This window comes from Xanthomonas sp. NCPPB 1068 (assembly GCF_041479385.2).
Lineage (GTDB): Bacteria > Pseudomonadota > Gammaproteobacteria > Xanthomonadales > Xanthomonadaceae > Xanthomonas > Xanthomonas cannabis.
In genome coordinates this window covers 3,116,963-3,136,975 of the sequence record NZ_CM192986.1, presented here as the reverse complement: position 1 = coordinate 3,136,975, position 20,013 = coordinate 3,116,963, and the positions used below count along the sequence as shown (strand labels likewise).

18 protein-coding genes and 1 other RNA gene are annotated in these 20,013 nt (G+C 67.5%); 15 read left to right on the top strand and 4 right to left on the bottom strand.

What is annotated here, in order from left to right; all coding sequences use genetic code 11:
* Window positions 1–11 precede the first annotated feature (11 nt).
* Both ACCQ12_RS13310 and ACCQ12_RS13305 read right to left on the bottom strand, forming a co-directional pair.
* Window positions 12–554: a GNAT family N-acetyltransferase gene (locus ACCQ12_RS13310; protein ID WP_047697449.1), complete on the bottom strand. Its 543-nt coding sequence runs from the start codon at window positions 552–554 to the stop codon at window positions 12–14.
* A 385-nt stretch (window positions 555–939) separates the two neighbouring features.
* Entirely contained in the window at window positions 940–1,848 is a 909-nt protein-coding gene (locus tag ACCQ12_RS13305; RefSeq protein ID WP_372381939.1) for a 23S rRNA (adenine(2030)-N(6))-methyltransferase RlmJ, read from the bottom strand.
* 208 nt (window positions 1,849–2,056) lie between these two features.
* Here ACCQ12_RS13305 and creB point away from each other — a divergent pair, with 208 nt between their 5' ends.
* From creB to ACCQ12_RS13260, 9 genes are all read left to right on the top strand, one after another.
* Window positions 2,057–2,761, top strand: coding sequence for a two-component system response regulator CreB (creB, locus tag ACCQ12_RS13300; protein ID WP_179454244.1), 705 nt, complete (start codon window positions 2,057–2,059; stop codon window positions 2,759–2,761).
* Between the two features lie 47 nt (window positions 2,762–2,808).
* Window positions 2,809–4,257 carry a two-component system sensor histidine kinase CreC gene (gene creC / locus ACCQ12_RS13295; RefSeq protein ID WP_372381938.1) on the top strand — a complete coding sequence of 483 codons (1,449 nt, stop codon included), beginning with the start codon at window positions 2,809–2,811 and terminating at the stop codon, window positions 4,255–4,257.
* Between the two features lie 122 nt (window positions 4,258–4,379).
* Entirely contained in the window at window positions 4,380–5,699 is a 1,320-nt protein-coding gene (gene creD, locus ACCQ12_RS13290; protein ID WP_228890479.1) for a cell envelope integrity protein CreD, read from the top strand.
* Window positions 5,700–5,706: 7 nt separating this feature from the next.
* Complete coding sequence (locus tag ACCQ12_RS13285) at window positions 5,707–6,120, top strand: hypothetical protein (RefSeq protein WP_355604229.1); 414 nt, start codon at window positions 5,707–5,709, stop codon at window positions 6,118–6,120.
* Window positions 6,121–6,169: 49 nt separating this feature from the next.
* Window positions 6,170–6,772, top strand: coding sequence for a GNAT family N-acetyltransferase (locus ACCQ12_RS13280; protein WP_372381937.1), 603 nt, complete (start codon window positions 6,170–6,172; stop codon window positions 6,770–6,772).
* Between the two features lie 66 nt (window positions 6,773–6,838).
* Window positions 6,839–7,735: a carbon-nitrogen hydrolase family protein gene (locus ACCQ12_RS13275; RefSeq protein WP_372381936.1), complete on the top strand. Its 897-nt coding sequence runs from the start codon at window positions 6,839–6,841 to the stop codon at window positions 7,733–7,735.
* 138 nt (window positions 7,736–7,873) lie between these two features.
* The gene (locus ACCQ12_RS13270; protein ID WP_372381935.1) at window positions 7,874–8,965 is read left to right on the top strand and encodes a DUF3616 domain-containing protein; all 1,092 of its coding nucleotides are present in this window, start codon (window positions 7,874–7,876) and stop codon (window positions 8,963–8,965) included.
* Between the two features lie 69 nt (window positions 8,966–9,034).
* On the top strand, window positions 9,035–10,438 hold the full coding sequence (gltX, locus tag ACCQ12_RS13265; protein ID WP_047695895.1) for a glutamate--tRNA ligase: 1,404 nt from the start codon (window positions 9,035–9,037) through the stop codon (window positions 10,436–10,438).
* Window positions 10,439–10,451: 13 nt separating this feature from the next.
* Window positions 10,452–10,958 (top strand): transcriptional repressor, encoded by a 507-nt coding sequence (locus tag ACCQ12_RS13260; RefSeq protein WP_039413527.1) that lies wholly within the window; start codon window positions 10,452–10,454, stop codon window positions 10,956–10,958.
* 107 nt (window positions 10,959–11,065) lie between these two features.
* On the opposite strand, the gene ACCQ12_RS13255 is transcribed toward ACCQ12_RS13260, so the two are convergent.
* Window positions 11,066–11,707 (bottom strand): TetR/AcrR family transcriptional regulator, encoded by a 642-nt coding sequence (locus ACCQ12_RS13255; RefSeq protein WP_372381934.1) that lies wholly within the window; start codon window positions 11,705–11,707, stop codon window positions 11,066–11,068.
* Window positions 11,708–11,815: 108 nt separating this feature from the next.
* Here ACCQ12_RS13255 and ACCQ12_RS13250 point away from each other — a divergent pair, with 108 nt between their 5' ends.
* The 4 genes from ACCQ12_RS13250 to ACCQ12_RS13235 are packed head-to-tail and all read left to right on the top strand — an operon-like array spanning window position 11,816 to window position 18,342.
* Window positions 11,816–13,015 (top strand): efflux RND transporter periplasmic adaptor subunit, encoded by a 1,200-nt coding sequence (locus tag ACCQ12_RS13250; RefSeq protein WP_372381933.1) that lies wholly within the window; start codon window positions 11,816–11,818, stop codon window positions 13,013–13,015.
* A gap of 15 nt (window positions 13,016–13,030) precedes the next feature.
* The gene (locus tag ACCQ12_RS13245; RefSeq protein ID WP_372381932.1) at window positions 13,031–16,174 is read left to right on the top strand and encodes an efflux RND transporter permease subunit; all 3,144 of its coding nucleotides are present in this window, start codon (window positions 13,031–13,033) and stop codon (window positions 16,172–16,174) included.
* A 1-nt stretch (window position 16,175) separates the two neighbouring features.
* Window positions 16,176–17,663: an efflux transporter outer membrane subunit gene (locus ACCQ12_RS13240; RefSeq protein ID WP_372381931.1), complete on the top strand. Its 1,488-nt coding sequence runs from the start codon at window positions 16,176–16,178 to the stop codon at window positions 17,661–17,663.
* Entirely contained in the window at window positions 17,656–18,342 is a 687-nt protein-coding gene (locus tag ACCQ12_RS13235) for a TetR/AcrR family transcriptional regulator (protein ID WP_372381930.1), read from the top strand. Before ACCQ12_RS13240 ends, ACCQ12_RS13235 begins: the two co-directional genes overlap by 8 nt.
* Before the next feature lie 11 nt (window positions 18,343–18,353).
* Here ACCQ12_RS13235 and ACCQ12_RS13230 read toward each other — a convergent pair whose 3' ends face one another.
* Window positions 18,354–19,262: an AraC family transcriptional regulator gene (locus ACCQ12_RS13230; protein ID WP_372381929.1), complete on the bottom strand. Its 909-nt coding sequence runs from the start codon at window positions 19,260–19,262 to the stop codon at window positions 18,354–18,356.
* Between the two features lie 218 nt (window positions 19,263–19,480).
* Between ACCQ12_RS13230 and ACCQ12_RS13225 the strand changes: the two genes are divergently transcribed.
* Window positions 19,481–19,684, top strand: coding sequence for a hypothetical protein (locus tag ACCQ12_RS13225; RefSeq protein ID WP_372381928.1), 204 nt, complete (start codon window positions 19,481–19,483; stop codon window positions 19,682–19,684).
* A gap of 253 nt (window positions 19,685–19,937) precedes the next feature.
* A non-coding RNA gene (locus ACCQ12_RS13220) (sX9 sRNA) lies at window positions 19,938–20,013 on the top strand.

The window sequence follows — 20,013 nt, the reverse complement described above, 5'->3', positions numbered from 1 at the left end:
ATCCCAGCCCCTCAGGCATCCAGCTCCAGCACCATCCGCACCAGCTCCGGCGAATCGGGATGCGCCTGCGGCTTGAAGCCCAGTGACTCGGCCAGCTGCAGCATCGGCACGTTGCTTTGCAGCACATCGCCGAACAGGCAATCCAGGTACTTGCGGCGCGCCCACTTCACCAGCTTGCGCATCAATTGCCGGCCCAGGCCCTGGCCGGCGACGAAGCTGCTGACCAGGATGGTGTATTCGGCCTGGCGGGTGCCCGGCACCAACGCGGCGCGGGCGACCGCACCCACCAGCGCTTCGCCAGGTGGCAACTGTTCGGCGGCCACCAGCACGATTTCGCTCTTGGGGTTGGGATGGGTCAGGCGTTGCACCATCTCCGGGGTGATTTCGGCGGAGGAGCGCACGAAACGCGCGCGGATTTCCTCCGGGCCCAACAGGCTGAAAGCCCCTTGCAGCGGCGGACCGTCCTCGGGACGGATCGGGCGGAGCAGAAGGGTGCGGCCATTGGGCAGGCTGAAGTTTTCATGCCAGGGAGGCATGCGATTGCGAATGGCCATGACCGGTGTTCCTTGAAGATCGGAAGATTCTGGCACCAGCCCGGCGCGCTACCGTGAATGAATCCGGTGCGTCGTCGGGGGCCAACAGAGGGGTGGCAGTGCTTCCCACGGCACTGTAACGAGCCGAGCCGTGAGCCGGTCGTGAGCTTGGCGTCTGGCTGCGGCGGCTGCCGGATGTGCCGAGCTAGTGCGTGCGCAGGCGATTGTGCTTGTGACGCCACACGCGCAATCGCCTGCGCGGCGCGGAGGGCGCGGCAGGCGCTGCCAGTGGCACGCATTTGCAGCGCCCAGGAGCGCGCGCCGATGCGCCACCGCGGTGCGGTCGTCGTTGCAGCGCCTTATCTCGCTGTAGTGCCCGACAGCCGGGCAGGTGGAGCGCACCGCATCACGCGTCCTGGCGCAGCCATTCCAGCCGGGTGGAGGCACCCAGCTCGCCCAGGTGCTTCTTCAGCACCGGCAGCGCCGGCGCCAGCACCTTGTCGAATTGCCAGGGTGCGTTGACGATCAACAGCCCGCTGCCGGTCAGGCGCAGCGGCGAGTCGTCCGGGCGCACCTGCAGCTCGGCCACCAGCACCGACTTGGCCGGCAGCGTGGCGGCCTTGCGCATGAACGGCTGCAGGCTGCGGCGCAGCTTGATCGGGTACCACACCATGCAGATCGCCTGCGGCCAGCGTGCCAGCGCCTCGCGCACGCTGTGGATGATCTGCTGGTATTCGGCATCCTGCGATTCGTACGGCGGGTCGATCAGCACCAGCCCGCGGCCGATCTTGGTCTCGCCGGCGCGTGGCGGCAGAAATGCACGGATGGCCGCATAGCCGTCGCCACCATGCACGCGCACGCGGTTGTCCTTGGCGAACAGGCCCTTGAGCGCCTCGGCTTCGTCCGGTTGCAGTTCGCAGAACGCCATGCGGTCCTGCGCGCGCAGCGCCTGCGCGGCCAGCAGCGGCGAGCCGGGGTAGTAATTGAGCTGGATGCCTGCGGTGGGGCGGGTGGGCTTCTGGCCGGGCGTGGCCGGGCGGGCCACGGTCTGGTTGTCGGCCTGCACTGCGCGCAGGTAGCGTTCGACCACCTCGGGCAAGCTGGCCTCGGCCATCAGCCGCATCACCCCGGCGTCGGCTTCGTTGGTCTTGCGGCTTTCTTCGCCACCGAGTTGATAGCGCCCGCGCCCGGCGTGGGTGTCGAGCACGAAGAACGGGGTGTCCTTGCGCTTGAGGGTGTCGATCAGGGCAAGCAGGGCGATGTGCTTGAGCACGTCGGCATGGTTGCCGGCATGGAAGGCGTGGCGATAGTTCATCGCGGCAGTGTAAGCGGGCGCGCTGGTTTGCGCTGGCCTGCGGGTCTGGATGCTGCGCATGGGCGCCCTGTGCGCCGGGTGCATACCCGCCGCGTCGGCGCTTGGTGTTGTCGAGGGGCGCCGCATTGCGCGCCGTGCCTGCAACCATCACCTGTGCGGAGCGCCTGCTGTGCCGCGATGGCGCTACAGGCCGCGCCAGCATGCGGCTATGCTGCGCGGCATGTCCGAAGCTCCCGCCCGCGTGCTCGTCGTCGAAGACGAGGCCGCCATTGCCGATACCGTGCTGTACGCGCTGCGCAGCGAAGGCTATGCGCCCGAGCATTGCCTGCTGGGCCGCGAGGCGCTGGCGCGGCTGCGCGCCGAGCCGGCCGATGTGGTGGTGCTGGACGTGGGCCTGCCGGACATCAACGGCTTCGAGGTGTGCCGCAACCTGCGCAGTTTCAGCGAGGTGCCGGTGATCTTCCTGACCGCGCGCAACGACGAGATCGACCGCGTGCTCGGGCTGGAGCTGGGCGCCGACGATTACATGGCCAAGCCGTTCTCCCCGCGCGAGCTGGTAGCGCGCGTGCGGGCGCGCCTGCGTCGCCGCACGGTGGCTGCAGTCGCAGAGCCGGGCTGGCAGCCGCACGGCGCGTTTGCGATCGACCGCGAAGGCAGCCGCATCCGGTATGGCGATGCCTTGCTGCCGCTGACCCGTTACGAATACGCCGTGCTGGCGGCGCTGCTGCAGCGCCCCGGTGCGATCCTGAGCCGTGCGCAGTTGATGGACCGTGGCTGGGACGCCAGCGCCGAGAGCGCCGACCGCACCGTCGACACCCACATCAAGACCTTGCGCGGCAAGCTGCGCCTGGCCGGCGTGCCGGCCGACCCGATCCGCACGCACCGTGGTCTGGGCTATGCGCTGGAGCTGTAAGGCGATGGGTGGGCCCGCGCATGCGTTGACCGGCGTGGCGCACTGAGATGCGGCTCGGCCTCAAGCTGTTTCTGGGCTTCTTTCTGATCGTCGGGCTGGCCGCGTTCTTCGTGATGCGGGTCTTCGTCAACGAGGTCAAGCCAGGCGTGCGCCAGGCGATGGAAGCGACCCTGGTGGATGCGGCCAATGTGCTGGCGGAGATGGCCAGCGGCGACCTGGCGGCCGGCCACATCGCCGACGGCCGCTTTGCGCGCAACCTGGCGCAGGCGCAGCGGCGTGACCCAAAGGCCTGGGTGTGGCGTTTCCGCAAGAACAACGTGGATTACCGCGTCACCGTGACCGACGCGCGCGGGGTGGTGGTGTTCGATTCGCAAGGCCGCGACGTAGGCCGCGACAACTCGCGCTGGAATGATGTCTACCGCACCTTGCGCGGCGAATACGGCGCGCGTTCCAGTCCGGAAAGCGACGGCGACCCCGGCGCGACGGTCATGCATGTGGCCGCGCCGATTTACGCGCCCGGCCAGCCGGGCACGTTGATCGGCGTGCTCACATTGGCCCAGCCCAATCGCAGCATCGACCCGTTCATCGAAGCCAGCCAGCGCAATATCCTGCAGCGGGGTGCCTGGTTGATCGGCATTTCTGCGTTGATCGGCATCGCGATGACCTGGTGGCTGATGCGCGGCATCGGCCGGCTCAACCGCTATGCGCAGGCGGTGAGCGCCGGCATCCCGGTGCCGCCGCCCAAGCCGCGCGGCGATGAGATCGGCGACCTGGGCCAGGCGCTGGAAACCATGCGCCGCAAGCTGGAGGGCAAGGCTTACGTCGAGCAGTACGTGCAGTCGCTGACGCATGAGATGAAGAGCCCGCTGGCGGCGATCCGCGGGGCATCGGAGTTGTTGACCGAGCCGTTGCCCGAGCCCGATCGCCAGCACTTCGTGGCCAGCATCCGCGCGCAGGAGCAGCGGCTGACCGAAACCATCGACAAGCTGCTGGCGTTGGCCGAAGTGGAGCAGCACGGCTGGCTGCAGACGCGCGAGCGAATTGCCGTGCCAACCCTGCTGCAGGCGGCGGTGGACGCCGTGCGGCAGCGTGCCGCCAGCGCCGGTGTGCGGGTGGAGTGCGATGCGGCGTGCGTGACGGCCAGTACGCAGGCCGTGCAGGGCGACGCCTATCTGTTGCGTCAGGCGTTGGTCAATCTGCTGGAAAACGCCATCGCCTTCTCGCCGCAGGGCGGCACCGTGCGGCTGCATACGCAGGGGCAGGACGGCCAGTTGCACCTGCTGGTCGAAGACCGCGGCAGTGGCGTGCCGGACTACGCGATCGAACGCGTCTTCGAGCGGTTCTATTCGCTGGCGCGCCCGCAGACCGGACAACGCAGCTCCGGGCTGGGCCTGCCGTTCGTGCGCGAGGTGGCCCGCCTGCACGGCGGCGAGGTGAGCTTGCGCAATCGCGACGGTGGTGGTGCGGTGGCAATGCTGCGTCTGCCAATCTCCTGAGCCATTGCGGCAGGAGGACCCGTTGCCTGTCGACCACCCACTTCACATTCGCTTCAAATTCGCCTCAAACCCCCACCATCGACGCGGCGCAGCCTGACCACCTCCCAGACTGAGGACGGTCGATGAAATCCCTGAAACTGTTGTTGCGGTTCGCCACCATCGGCGGACTGATCCTGCTGCTGTTGATTCCGTTGTTGCTGATCCGTGGCGCGGTGCAGGACCGCGCGCGCTACCGCGACCAGGCGGTGGAGCGGGTGGCGCAGAGCAAGGCGGGCGAGCAGCAATTCATTGCGCCGGTACGCGTGCTGCCCTACACCGAAGACGTGCAGGTGACCGAGCCGGACGAGCAGGGCAACCAGCGCAAGGTGTGGCGCAAGCGCGAGGGCGCGCTGTTGCAGACGCCGCGCAGCCTGAAGCTCAGCGGCGAGATGGTGCCCTCGGTGCGCGAGGTGGGCCTGTATCGCGTGCAGGTGTATTCGTGGAAGGCGACCCTGCACGCGGAATACGCCCCCTTCGACTATGCCGCCGCACCGACCCGCGTGTATGGCCAGCCGCATCTGGCGGTGGGCATTTCCGATGTGCGCGGGCTGGTGGGCACGCCGCGTCTGCAGGTGGACGGCCGTGCGGCGACGCTGGAAAGCGGTGCCGGCGCGCTGGCGGATCGATCGACCGGTGTGCATGCCGAGCTGAGCCCGCTGGCCGACCCGCTCGCCGGGCGGCTGCAGGAAGGCAATGTGGTGGATATGCAGTTCGTGCTGGACGGTACCCGCCGGCTGGCCATCGCACCGATCGCCGACAACAACGACATCGCCCTGCGTTCGGCCTGGCAGCACCCGTCCTTCGGCGGGCGCTTCCTGCCGAATGCGCCCACCATCAGCGATCGCGGCTTCGATGCCAGCTGGTCGTTGTCGTCCCTGGCTACCGGCGCGCAGACGCAGCTGCAATCCAGCCAGTCGTCGCTGGATACGCTGGAAGTGCGCCTGGTCGACCCGGTGGACGTGTATACCCAGGCCGATCGTGCCAGCAAGTACGGCATCCTGTTCGTGGTGCTGACCTTCGTGGCGTTCGTGCTGTTCGAGCTGATCAAGCGCTTGCCGATCCACCCGCTGCAATACCTGCTGGTCGGCCTGGCGCTGGCGATCTTTTTCCTGCTGTTGCTGAGCCTTTCCGAGCACATCGCGTTCTGGCAGGCGTATCTGGTATCGGCGGCGGCGTGCATCGGGCTGCAGTGTTTCTATCTGTCCGGCGTCTTGCGCAGCTGGACGCGCGCGGCGGGATTTTCGCTGATGCTCACTGCCTTGTATGGCGTGCTGTACAGCCTGTTGATCTCCGAAGACAACGCGCTGCTGATGGGCTCGTTGCTGCTGTTCGGCATCCTGGCCAGCATCATGTGGGTGACCCGCAAGCTCGATTGGTACGAGCTTGGCAACAGCCTGCGCTGAGGTCGGCATGCGCGCACATGCTCAGGTGATGCGGCGGGCGCAGCGTCTGCTGCCCGCCGGGATCGACACGGTGGCGCTGCTTCCCGCAGCGCCACCGCAGTGGGACTGTTCGCCGCTGTCGGCGCTGCCGCTGGCGTGCGAGGGCCGCCGTGGGGTGATCGGGTTGCGCCTGCATGCACGTACCGTGCAGGCGTTGCGCGCGCACGGATCTGCGTTCCTGCAGCGGCAGCGGCAGGCGCAGCCGACCGGCACGCCGGTTCGTGGCTATGGACCCTGGCAACGCCTGAGCAACGGCAGTTACTGGGCGCGCAGCAGCGACGCCTTGCTCGGCGTGCTGGTGGCCCAGGACGAAGCGGCGGTGTGGTTGCTGTGGGAGCAGCCGGCCAGCACGGCTCGCGCTCATGGCGGCTGGTTGCGTTGAGGCGCGGCGGCACGGCATCGCCCCGGCCAGGCTCGCTTACCATGGCGGCATGACCAGGACCTCCCTCACCGTTGAAACCGTGCGCGGCGCTGCGGTGTTGCCGTATCTGGACGCGCTGGCGCAGTTGCGTATCGCAGTGTTCGCCGCATGGCCGTACCTGTACGAGGGCGACGCCGGCTACGAACGCGAGTACCTGGCGGCCTATGCCGCCTCGCCGCAGAGCGTGTTCGTGCTGGCGCGCGATGGCGATGCGGTGGTCGGTGCATCCACCGGCCTGCCGCTGCTCGACGACAGCGATGCGTTCCAGGCGCCGTTTCGTGCCGCCGGCATCGAGCCGGCCGGGGTGTTCTATTTCGGCGAATCGGTGCTGCTGCCGGCGTATCGCGGGCAGGGGATCGGCCACGCCTTCTTCGACCAGCGCGAGGCACATGCCCGCGCGCTGGGCCGGTTTGCGCTCATGGCCTTCTGCTCGGTGGAGCGGGCATCGGACGATCCGCGCAAACCTGCGGACTATCGCCCCAACGATGTGTTCTGGCGCAAGCGCGGTTACGCACCGCGGCCGGGGATGCAGGTGCGGCTGGAATGGGCGGAGTTGCAACGCGGCCCGGTCGACCACAGCTTGCGTGTCTGGACGCGCGCGCTGAACCCTTGAGCGCGCGCACGCGATCGCGCCGCCGCGTGCTCGTTGCTTTCCACTGTCGTGACAGGACCTTTGCCCATGAATGCGCCACTCACCATTGCCGTTGCCAAGTATCCGATCGGCCGGCCACAGGACTTCGACGCCTTCGCTGCGCGCATGGCGGCGCTGGTCGGCGAGGCCGCCGCGGCCGGTGCACGCGTGGCCGTGCTGCCGGAATATCTGTCGCTGGAGCTGGCCGCCACGTTCGGGACGCAGGTGTCCGCCGGCCTGCCCGAATCGCTGGCCGCGATCCAGGCACTGCGGGGGCGCTGGCTGGAGCTGTTTGCCGGCCTGGCGCGGCAACATCGGCTGCACCTGATCGCGGGAAGTTTTCTGCTTGATCTGGGCCAGGGCCGCTACCGCAACCGCAGCGACTGGTTCACGCCCGCCGGTGCTCACGGTTGGCAGGACAAGCTGCAGCTCACCGGGTTCGAAAAGGCCACCGGGCTGATCGAGCCGGGCGATGCGCTCAACGTGTTCGACCTGGACGGCGTGCGCGCGGCGATTGCGATCTGCTACGACAGCGAATTCCCGTTGCCGGTGCGGGCGCAGTACGAGGCCGGCGCGCGCCTGCTGGTCGTGCCCAGTTGCACCGACACCGCCGCCGGCGCCACCCGTGTGCGGGTCGGCTGCCTGGCACGCGCACTGGAAAACCGCATGTTCGTTGCGCAATCGGTGACCGCGGGCGAGGCGCCGTGGAGCCCGGCGCTGGACGTCAACACCGGCGAAGCGGCAGTGTTCGCGCCGATGGATGTGGGCTTTCCGGAAGACGGCGTATTGGCGCAGACCCGGGGCGAGGCGGTCTGGGCGTACGCGGCGCTGGATGTCGCTGCCTTGGAGGCCAGCCGCGCGCAGGCGCAGGTGGCCAACGACCGCGATTGGCCCGGCCAGTGGGCGGCCGGCCTGGCGCGTGCCCGGCTGGCGCCGTGGGAGTGAGCGTGCGGTGATCGCGGCCTGGGCGCGCGGCCGCGTTGGCACCGCCTCGCCACGGGCCGTTCTGTCACCACGGCGCCCACCGGTGCGGCGGCCGTGGTGTACTGGCGGTCTTCTTCCGCACCGTCGCCCACCTGCTCAATGGCCAAGAAAACCCTGATTCCGCATAGCGTCCGGCTGGAGTTCACGCCTGGCGCACTGGTGCACAGCAATCTTTCCGGCGCGGCGTTCACCGACGACTGGCTGTGGGTGGCCGGCGACGAAGCCTGTGCAGTGGACCGGTTGCGCAAGCTGCCGCCCGGCCAGCACGAGACCCTGCGCTTCGGCGAGGGGCAGAGTTTTCCGCTGGCCGAGCTGCTGGACCTGCCCGGCGACGGTGCCGAGGAAGCCGACCTGGAAGGCATGGGCCTGTCGGACGGGTATCTGTGGGTGGTCGGCTCGCACGGGTTGAAACGCAAGAACGCCAAGCCCGGTCGCGACGATGCCGACAACGCCAAGCGCCTGAGCAAACTCAAACTCGATGCCAACCGCCGCCTGCTGGCCTGCCTGCCGATCGAGCGCGATGCCGACGGCACCCCGCAGCTGGTGCGCGAAGCCGCCGACGGTCGCCGCGCGTTGCGGCTCAAGGGCGACGCCAGGCACAACCAGCTCACCGAGCTGCTGGCCGACGACCCGCATTTCGGCCCGTTTTTGAAGATCCCGGGCAAGGACAACGGCTTCGATATCGAAGGCATCGTGGTGGATGGCCAGCGCCTGCTGCTGGGCCTGCGCGGGCCGGTGCTGCGCGGCTGGTCGGCGCTGCTGGAGATTGCGGTGGAAGCGCATGGCGACCACCTGCGCCTGGTACCGCTGGACGAGGACGGCACGCTGCTGCGCAAGCACTTCCTGCAGTTGGGTGGGCTGGGCATCCGCGACCTGCATTACTCCGGCGACGATCTGTACCTGCTGGCCGGGCCGACGATGGTGTTGAACGGCGAAATCCGCCTGTTCAAGTGGCCGGATGCGCGCAGCGCGCTGGCCGCCAATCGCGCGCCGGTGCGCTTTCAGCATGCGCTGCTGGAATCGGCGGTGCTGCCGCACGGCACCGACAGCGACCGCGCCGAGGCCATCTGCAACCTGCCGCCGCAACTGGCCGGCGCCATGCCCAGCTGGCTGGTGCTGTACGACGCGCCCGGCCCGGCGCGCAGCGGCGGTGATTGCGTGGTGTACGGCGACCTGCTGCGCAACCGCTGAACCGGCGGGCCGGGCAGGGGCCCGCTGCGCAAGGTAAAATCGGCGCACTCCCGTTTCGCCGAGCGCTCCATGACCTGCCGCACCCGCTTCGCTCCCAGCCCCACCGGTTACCTGCACATCGGCGGCGCCCGCACCGCCCTGTATTGCTGGCTGGAGGCACGCCACCGTGGCGGGCAGTTCGTGCTGCGCATCGAGGACACCGACCGCGAACGCAGCACCCAGGAAGCGATCGACGCCATCCTGGAAGCGATGGACTGGCTGGGCCTGAACTACGACGAAGGCCCGATCTACCAGACCCAGCGCGTGGCCCGCTATCAGGAGGTCGCCGAGCAGCTGCTCGCGCAGGGCAAGGCGTATTACGCCTATGAAACCCGCGAAGAGCTCGACGCCATGCGCGAAGCGGCGATGGCCCGGCAGGAAAAGCCACGCTACAACGGCGCCGCGCGCGAGCAGAACCTGCCGTACCGCGACGACCCCAATCGGGTCATCCGCTTCAAGAATCCCATCGGCGGCACGGTGGTGTTCGAGGACCTGATCAAGGGCCGCATCGAGATCGCCAACAGCGAGCTCGACGACATGGTGATCTTCCGCCCGGACGGCTTCCCCACCTACAACTTCGCGGTGGTGGTGGACGACTGGGACATGGGCATCACCGAGGTGATCCGCGGCGACGACCACATCAACAACACCCCGCGCCAGATCAACATCTATGAAGCGCTGGGCGCGCCGGTGCCCAGGTTCGCGCACATGCCGATGATCCTGGACGAACAGGGCGCCAAGCTGTCCAAGCGCACCGGCGCGGCCGATGTCATGCAGTACAAGGACGCCGGCTATCTGCCGCATGCGTTGATCAATTACCTGGCGCGCCTGGGCTGGTCGCATGGCGACCAGGAGCTGTTCACCCCGCAGGAACTGCTGGACCTGTTCGACGTCAAGGACGTCAATTCCAAGGCCGCGCGCCTGGACATGGCCAAGCTGGGCTGGGTCAACCAGCACTATCTGAAGACCGACGACCCGGCCAGCATCGCCCCGCAGCTGGAATACCAGCTTGCCAAGCTGGGGGTGGACATCGCCGCCGGCCCGGCCGCTGCGGACGTGGTGGTGGCGTTGCGCGAGCGCGTGCAGACCCTGAAGGAAATGGCCGAAAAAGCCGTGGTCTGGTACCAGCCACTGGAGGTCTACGACGAGGCGGCGGTGATGAAGCACCTGAAGCTGGGTGCCGAGGTGCCGCTGGGCAAGGCGCGCGAACTGCTGGCTGCGCTGAGCGAATGGAGCGTGGAGGGCGTGTCGGCGGCGTTGCACGATGCGGCCGCTGCGCTGGAACTGGGCATGGGCAAGGTCGCCCAGCCGTTGCGTGTGGCCATCACCGGCACCCAGGTCAGCCCGGATATTTCGCAGACGGTGTACCTGGCCGGCCGCGAGGGTGCCTTGAAACGCATCGATGCGGCACTCATCAAGATTGGAGCGGCCTGACGCCGGAGCCTGTATGACCAAGCACACCCACGCCCAAGACCACGCCTGTACCGAGCCGCACCACCACGTCGACGACGCCAACGGCTTCGTGCGCGCGGTGGAGCGCGCCTGCAGCGAACGCGGCCTGCGGCTGACCCCCATCCGCGCCAACGTGCTGCGGCTGATCGCCGACGCCGGCAAGCCGGTCAAGGCCTACGAACTGCTGGACTGGGTGCGCGAAGGCAAGGGCGTGGGCGCCGATGCACCGCCCACGGTGTACCGCGCGCTGGATTTTCTGATGGCCAATGGCTTTGTGCACAAGCTCGAATCGGTCAACGCCTTCGTCGCCTGCCATCACCCCAACAGCGCACAGCATTCGGTGCCGTTCCTGATCTGCGACCGCTGCCACAGCGCAGTGGAACTGGAAGACCGCGAGGTGGTCTCGCAGCTGGAAGCCCGCGCCAAGGCGCTCGGGTTCCAGCCGCAGGCGCAGACGCTGGAAGTGCACGGCCTGTGCGCCAAGTGCGCGGTGGCGGAGTGACGATCGCCTGGGAAACAGGCGATTTATCGACCTGGCGGCAATAGAAACACGCGCACTCGGCTGCCGATGGATGCGCTCTGCAAGCTACCGAACTACGCCACCGCGCATCACGCCGCGGCGGCGGTCTTGCACCCATAGCCCGCCAGGAACAAATCTACCGCGCGTCGCGTTGCCTCGCGCAAATACTCGGGCGAGGGGTCCTTGAGCGCGCCGAACAGGCAAGGCATCAGGGTTTCCGCTTCCAGCAGCGCGCCGAACTGCCTTGACGCGATCAGGACGTCGGCGCAGCGGATCACGCCGCGATCCATCTGCGTCTGCAGGAATTCGGCCATGCGTTGCACGCCTTCTTCGGGGCCTGCAGTGAAGAACAGTGCCCCCACGTCCGACCGCCCCGACACGCCGATGATGGTCTGCCAGATCGTGATCGAGCTGGGGGCGCACAGGAAGCTGAGGATGTCCTCGCCGAAGCGCTGCAGGGTTTCCGCAACGGGGCCGCTGCTTTGTGACAACGCGTCCAGCAACGGGTCGATGTAGCGGTCGGACATGTCTTTGGCGAACGCCACGAACAACTCTTCCTTGGACGGGAAATAGCCGTACAGCGTGCGCTTGGAGCCGCCGACCCGGGCGGCGATCTGCGACATCGACGCGCCTTCGAAGCCCAGTTCGAGGAACACCTCGCTGGCGGCCTGAATGATCGCATCGCGCTTTTCTTCGGTTCTGACCCGCATCAGGTTCTCCCAATAATTCATAAGTATACCGACTGGGCAGAAATGCTTGACGGCTACGGATGAGCTTATTAGGATACCGAACCGTACCGTTTAGATTTAACCATCACAACTCCCGTCGGAGACCTGCCCGTGCGTGCCCATGCCTCGTTTCGCCTGTCGTTGCTTGCCGTTGCCGTTGCCGCCTTGCTCAGCGCCTGCGGCAGCCCGCCGGGCGGCCCGCCGCCGCAGGAGGGCACCCCTGAAATGGGCGTGCTGACCGTCAAGCAGCAGCCGGTGACGCTGACCACCGAATTGCCGGGGCGCACCGTTCCGTACCTGATCGCCGAAATTCGCCCGCAGGTGGGTGGCCTTGTGCAGTCGCGCCAGTTCACCGAAGGCGGCGACGTCAAGGCCGGGCAGACCCTGTACCAGATCGACCCGGCCCAGTACCGCGCCAGCTATGCCAGCGCCCAGGCCTCGCTGGCCAAGGCCGAGGCGACCCTGCGCACGGCGCAGCTCAAGGCCGAGCGCTACAAGGAGCTGGCCCAGATCAAGGCGATCAGCCAGCAGGAAGGCGACGACACAGCCGCCGCGCTGGGCCAGGCCGAGGCCGACGTGGCCGCCGGCAAGGCCAGCGTGGAGACCGCCCGCATCAATCTGGCGTTCGCACGCCTGGATGCGCCGATTTCCGGCCGTATCGGCCGCTCCAGCGTCACACCCGGTGCGTTGGTCACTGCCAACCAGGCCACGGCGCTGACCACCATCCAGCAACTGGACCCGATCTATATCGATGTCACCCAGCCGAGCGCAGCCGTGCTGCGGCTGAAGCAGGCGATGGCGCGCGGCGACCTGGAACAGGCCGGCGACGGCGCGGCCAAGGTGTCGCTGCTGCTGGAGGACGGCAGCCGCTACCCGCTGCAGGGGCACCTGGCGTTCTCCGACGTCACCGTGGACCAGGCCACCGGCTCGATCACCTTGCGCGCGGTGTTCCCCAACCCCAATGCCGACCTGCTGCCGGGCATGTACGTGCGCGCGGTGCTGCAGGAAGGCGTCAAGCAGCAGGGCATGCTGGTGCCGCAGCAGGCAGTGACGCGTAACGGCGCCGGCAAGCCGACCGCGTTCGTGGTGGGCAGCGACCGCAAGCTGCACCTGCGCCTGCTGGATGTCGACCGTGAGGTTGGCGACCAGTGGCTGGTCCGCAGCGGCCTGAGGCCCGGCGAGCAACTGGTGGTGGAAGGCGCCTCGCGCGCGCGCGATGGCATCGAGGTCAAGACCGTGCCGTGGCAGCCCAAGCGTGGCAACGCCGATGCCGCGGCTGCCGCCCCGACCGCACCGCGTGCGGCCAACTGAGGCGGAGCACACGACATGGCACGCTTTTTTATCGACCGTCCGATCTTTGCGTGGGTGTTGGCCATCATCGTGATGCTGGCCGGCATCCTGTCCATTGCCACCTTGCCGATTGCGCAATATCCCAGCATCGCACCGCCCGCCGTGGCCATCACCGCCAACTACCCCGGTGCATCGGCGCAGACCCTGGAAGACACCGTCACCCAGGTCATCGAGCAGAAGATGAAGGGGCTGGACCATCTCAGCTACATGGCCTCCACCAGCGAATCCAGCGGTGCGGTGACCATCACCCTGACCTTCGAGAACGGCACCGACCCGGACACGGCGCAGGTGCAGGTGCAGAACAAGTTGTCGCTGGCCACGCCGTTGTTGCCGCAGGAAGTGCAACAGCAGGGCGTGACAGTGACCAAGTCGGCCACCAACTTCGTCAATGTGCTGGCCTTTACGTCCGAAGACGGCAGCATGAGCGATTCGGACCTGTCCGATTACGTGGCTGCCAACGTGCAGGAGACCATCAGCCGCGTCGAAGGCGTGGGCGACACCACCTTGTTCGGTTCCCAATACGCCATGCGCATCTGGCTGGACCCGGACAAGTTGACGAATTTCAATCTCACGCCGGTCGACGTGCGCACCGCCATCCAGGCACAGAACGCACAGGTGTCGGCCGGCCAGCTCGGCGCGTTGCCGGCGGTGGCCAACCAGCAGCTCAATGCCACCATCACCGCGCAGACCCGGCTCAAGACGGCGCAGGAATTCGAAAACATCCTGCTGCGCACCCAGGCCGATGGCGCACAGGTGCGCTTGCGCGATGTGGCGCGCGTGGAACTGGGCAGCGAAAGCTACAACACGGTGGGCCGTTACAACGGCAAGCCGGCGGCCGGTCTGGCGATCAAGCTGGCCACCGGCGCGAATGCGCTGGATACGGTACGTGCGATCGATAAAAGCCTGGAAGAGCAGGAGAAATTCTTCCCGCCCGGCATGAAGGTGCAAAAGCCGTACGACACCACGCCGTTCGTGCGCATCTCCATCGAGCAGGTGGTGCATACGCTGCTGGAAGCGGTGGTGCTGGTGTTTCTGGTGATGTACCTGTTCCTGCAGAACTTCCGTGCCACCTTGATCCCGACCATTGCGGTGCCGGTGGTGTTGCTGGGCACGTTCGGCGTCCTCGCCGCTTTCGGTTTCACCATCAACACGCTGACCATGTTCGCGATGGTGCTGGCGATCGGCCTGCTGGTGGACGATGCCATCGTGGTGGTGGAAAACGTCGAACGTGTGATGGGCGAAGAGCAACTGTCGCCCAGGGAGGCCACGCGCAAGTCGATGGACCAGATCTCCGGCGCACTGGTGGGCGTGGCGCTGGTGCTGGCTGCGGTGTTCGTGCCGATGGCGTTCTTTGGCGGCTCGACCGGTGTGATCTACCGCCAGTTCTCGATCACGATCGTGTCCGCGATGACCTTGTCGGTGCTGGTGGCGATGATCCTCACCCCGGCCCTGTGCGCCACCTTGCTCAAGCCGGTACAACCAGGCCACGGCATGGCGACCACCGGCTTCTTCGGCTGGTTCAACCGCATCTTCGATCGCGGCAACACCCGCTATCAGGGCGTGGTGCGGCACATGCTGGGCAAGGGGGGGCGCTACATGCTGGCCTACGCCGTGCTGCTGGCGCTGGTGGTGGTGGGCTTCATGAAATTACCGGTGGGCTTTTTGCCGGATGAAGACCAGGGCACCTTGTTCGTGCTGGTGCAGTTGCCGCCGGGCGCGTCGCATGCGCGCACCAGCGAGGTGCTCGAGCAGGTGGAGCATCACTTCCTGGTCGACCAGAAGGATTCGGTGTCGGGCGTGTTCGCGGTGTCCGGTTTCAGTTTTGCCGGCACCGGGCAGAACGTGGGCCTTGCCTTCGTCAAGTTGCGGCCCTGGGACGAACGCACCGGCAAGGGCCAGAGCGTGACCGATGTGGCGGGCAAGGCCGGCGCGTTCTTTGCCGGCATCCGCGACGCGCAGGTATTTGCGTTTGCGCCGCCAGCGGTGTCGGAGCTGGGCAATGCCACCGGTTTCGATCTGATGCTGCAGGACCGCGCCAATCTGGGGCATGACGCGCTGATGCAGGCACGCAATCAACTGCTGGCCGAACTGTCGCAGGACAAGCGGCTGGTCGGCGTGCGTCCGAACGGGCAGGAAGACACGCCCGAGTTCAAGCTGGAGATCGACCCGCACCGCGCGCAGGCGATGGGCGTGTCGATCGCCGACATCAACAACACGTTCTCCAGCGCGTGGGGCAGCGTGTACGTCAACGACTTCATCGACAAGGGCCGCGTCAAGAAGGTGATGCTGCAGGCCGATGCGCCGTACCGCATGAACCCGCAGGATGTGGATCGCTGGTTCGTGCGCAACAGCGCCGGCACCATGGTGCCGTTCAACGCCTTCGCCACGGTGAGCTGGCGCTCGGGGTCGCCGCGGCTGGAGCGCTACAACAGCGTGCCGTCGGTGGAGATTCTGGGCATGGCAATGCCCGGTGCCGCCTCCAGCGGCGAGGCGATGCAGATCGTGGAGGCTGCGGCAGCAAAACTGCCGCGGGGCATCGGCTTCGAGTGGACCGGTCTGTCGCGCCAGGAAAAATCCTCGACCGGCCAGACCGGGTTGTTGTACGGCCTGTCGATCCTGATCGTGTTCCTGTGTCTGGCGGCGCTGTACGAGAGCTGGGCGATTCCGTTCTCGGTGATCCTGGTGGTGCCGCTGGGCGTATTCGGCACGCTGCTGGGCGCCATGCTGACCTGGAAAATGAACGACGTGTACTTCCAGGTGGGCCTGCTCACCACCATTGGCCTGGCATCGAAGAACGCGATCCTGATCGTGGAGTTCGCCAAGGAGCTGCACGCCGGTGGCAAGAGCCTGATCGAGTCCGCGCTGGAAGCGGCGCGCATGCGCTTGCGGCCGATCCTGATGACGTCGCTGGCGTTCATCCTGGGCGTGGTGCCGCTGGTGCTCGGCAGTGGTGCCGGTGCCGGCGCGCAGCATGCGCTGGGGACCGCAGTGATCGGCGGCATGCTGTCCGGCACGGTCCTGGCGGTGTTCTTCGTCCCGCTGTTCTTCGTGCTGGTGAGCGGCCTGTTCAAGCGTCGCCCGCAAGCGGCCGTGCCCGTTCCGCAACCCACAGGACACTGACATGACTCCGATCCGCATGACACTTGCCGCGATCGCGGTGGCCAGCGTGCTGTCTGGCTGCACGATGATGCCGCGCTACGCGCGTCCCGATGCGCCGGTGCCGGACACGTTCGCCGGCGCCACGTCCATTGCCATGCCGCAGGCGGCTGCAGTGGATTCGGTGCGCACCGTTGCCGACATCGGCTGGCGCGAGGTATTCACCGACCCGGCATTGCAGCAGGTCATCGAGCTGGCCCTGCAGAACAACCGCGACCTGCGCGTGGCAGCACTCAATATCGAAGTGGCGCGTGCGCAATACCGGGTGGAGCGCGCCGCGCTGCTGCCGGCCATCGAGGGCACCGGCACTGCCAACAACGCGCGCACGCCGGCGGAACTGGCCATCCCCGGCCAGCCGGCGGTGTTTCGCACCTACAGCGCCAACATCGGCATCAGCGCGTACGAGCTGGACCTGTTCGGGCGGGTGCGCAGTCTGAAGGAACAGGCGCTGCAACAGTTCCTGTCCACGGCCGAGGCCCGCCGCAGCGCGCACATCAGCCTGGTGGCAGAGGTGGCCACTGCCTACCTGACCCTGGCCGCCGATCAGGCGTCGCTGCACCTGGCCCAGTCCACCCTGAGCAGCCAGAGCGCCAGCTACCGCCTGCAGCAACGCAGTTTCGAGCTGGGTGTGGCCTCGCAACTCACCTTGCGCCAGGCACAGACCACGGTGGAAACCGCGCGCGTGGAGGTGGAGCGCTACACCGCACAGGTGGCCCAGGATCGTAATGCGCTGGTGTTGCTGGTTGGCACGTCCGTGCCCGATACCCTGGTGCCGCGCGCCTTGCCCGACGGCGCCAGTGTCGAGGGCAATGTGCTGGCCAGCGTGCCGGCCGGGGTGCCGTCGCAGTTGCTGCAACGCCGCCCGGACATCCTGGAGGCCGAGCGCAACCTGCGTGCGGCCAATGCCAACATCGGTGCGGCGCGTGCGGCGTTCTTCCCCAGCATCAGCCTGACCGGCTCGCTGGGGTCGTCCAGCAGCAGCCTGTCGAACCTGTTCGATTCCGGCACCCGCGCCTGGAGTTTCGTACCGTCGCTGACCTTGCCGATCTTCAATGCCGGGCGTAACCGCGCCAACCTGGACATGGCCAAGGCCAACCGCGAGATCGAAGTGGCGCGCTACGAAAAATCCATCCAGAGCGCCTTCCGCGAAGTCTCCGACGCGCTGGCCCAGCGCGACACCCTGGGGCGGCAATTGCAGGCGCAACAGGCCTTGGTCGATGCAACTGCCGATAGCTACCGGCTGTCGCAGGCGCGTTTTGAACGCGGCATCGACAGCTATCTGCAGGCGCTGGATGCACAGCGCTCGCTGTACAGCGCGCACCAGACGCTGATCGCCACCCAGTTGTCGCGCTTCACCAATCTGGTGACCTTCTACAAGGCGATGGGCGGCGGCTGGTTGCAGACGGCACAACCGGAGCTGGCCAGCGTGGGGACGGCGCAACCCCGTGGATGAAGCCGGTCCGGCGCCGGACGCGCCACCGCTGCCAGCACCGTCCGGCAAACGTGGCGCAATCGTCGCGGCGGCACTGCGGCTATTTCAGCAACACGGCTTCGATCGCACCAGCATGGAGACCATCGCCACCCATGCGATGGTGTCCAAGGCCACGGTGTATGCGTATTTCGCGTCCAAGGAAGTGCTGTTCCGCACCACCCTGGACGCAGTGGCGCAGGCGTCGCCGAACCAGTGGAACGCGTTGCTGGCGCTGCGCGGCCCACTGCAGCAACGGTTGATTGCGGTGGCCAACGCGGTGCTGGGCGTGGCGAGCCGCAGCGCACCGGACGATGCCGCATACGGCCTGGTGCGCCCACCGCTGTTGCCGAGCCAGATGCGCGAGGAGATGTGGATGCTGTGCTTCGAGCGCTACGACGGCATGACGCGCACGCTGCTGGCCCGCGAGGTGGCCCAGGGTGTCCTGGTGATCGACAACCTGCCGGATGCCTCGGTGCATTTCTTCGGGTTGATGGCCGGGCTACCGGCCAATGCGGCGGTGCGCAGCGGTGCGGCGCATGCCGGTGCTGCGCAGGTATCGGCCTACGTCAGCGGCGCAGTGGCATTGTTCCTGCGTGCCTATCGACCGGTCGTGGCACAGCCAGTGGCGCAGCAGAAGCGCGAGACGCCGAGCGGGTTCTAGCGACGCAGTCCTCATGCCGCTTCGGTCGCATCCGGTGTGCTGGCGCGCAGCCGCTGTGCATCGCGGGCCGGGGGTTCGCCCAGGATGCGCGCGTAGTCGCGGCTGAACTGCGAGGCGCTTTCGTAGCCGACCCGGAAGCCGGCGTCGGCGGCGGTGAGTGCCTCGGCCACCATCAGCCGGCGCGCCTCGTGCACGCGCAGGTGCGAGCGGTATTCCAGTGGCGTCATCGAGGTCACCGTCTTGAAATGCGCATGGAAGGTGGAGCGGCTCATGGCCGACAGGTCCGCGATCTGCTCGATGCTGAAACGCTGCGCATAGTGCTCGCGCACCCAGACGATGGCCTTGGAGATCTGGTTGAGCCGGCTGTCGGCGATGGCCATCTGGCGCACCACCGCGTTGGCGGGATCGGCCATCAGGCGGTACAGCAGCTCGCGGGTCACCAGCGGTGCCAGCGCGGCGATTTCCTGCGGCCGGTCGAGCAGGCGTGCCAGCCGCACGGCGGTGTCGTGCAGCGGCGGCGTGCTGTGGTTGAGCAGCAGGCCGGTTGCGGCAGCGTCGCGTTGCGGCTCGGCCAGTTCGGGGTGATGGATGGCCAGCTCGCTGAGTACCGCGGTGTCCAGATCCAGGCAGAAGCACAGGTACGGTTGCGCGGCGCTGGCCTGGGTGACCGAGCCGACGATGGGCAGATCCACCGAGGCCACCAGATACATGTCCGGGTGATAGTCGTAGGCCTGCGCGCCCAGCATCGCGCGCTTGCGGCCCTGCGCCACCAGGCACAGCATCGGCGTGTAGACGGTCGGGATGGACAGCGTTTGCGTGGAGCTGCGCATGATCTGCAGCCCGGCAATCGCGGTGGCATGCAGGCCGTCGGCCGGCGCATGCCGTAGTAACAGGGTGCTCAACTCGATCAGCGAAGACATGCGCAACTCGTCGATGGTGCAGGGCGGCCCGGCCGCGACGGGCCGATCGTACAAGACCACAGGTCATGCGGCCGGCAACGGGGTTGGCGAACGCAGCCGCCTGCACGAGCTCGCGCGTGGTCACCGACGCGATGGCCTGCCGGCGGCGCGGCAGCTGCTGATAGCGCGCTCACGTGCGCGCCGTATCATGGCGGCCCGCTCCCGTGCCTGCGCCACCCATGCCTGCAAAGCCCTTGTCCCTGCCGACGCCGACCACCGCTGTCGAGTGGAAACGCCTCGAAGCTGCAGCCAGCGCAGAGCTCGCCCGGCGTACCGCGCAGGCGCATCAGCAGATCCTGGGGCTGTTGAGCACGCATGGGCACCTGTTGAGCGATGCGCAGCGCCGCAGTCTGCACAAGCGCCTGCAACGCGGCGGGCGTTGAGCGTGTGCCGTCGGCGCCCGAGGTCAGGCGCCGCGCACTGGTCCGCCGCAGCGTGAGTCGGGATGCAGACGACCGGCGCGATCGGCGGGGCGCCGACCTGCATGATTGCACTGCCGGCAGCCGTCACTGCCGACCACTGCCTTCCCTGCACATCTGCATCGGCCACCGACGCGGCTGCCACCGCCCGCCTAAGAGCAGCTGACAAAACTACTGCGCGGCCGTCAGGCGGGCGCGGTCGGTGCTCGGAATCCTCATGTACCACTTGTACACTGCGGTTCCTCCGCGCCGTCCGCACCCACCTGACGACCGCTCGCTACGTTTTGTTAGCC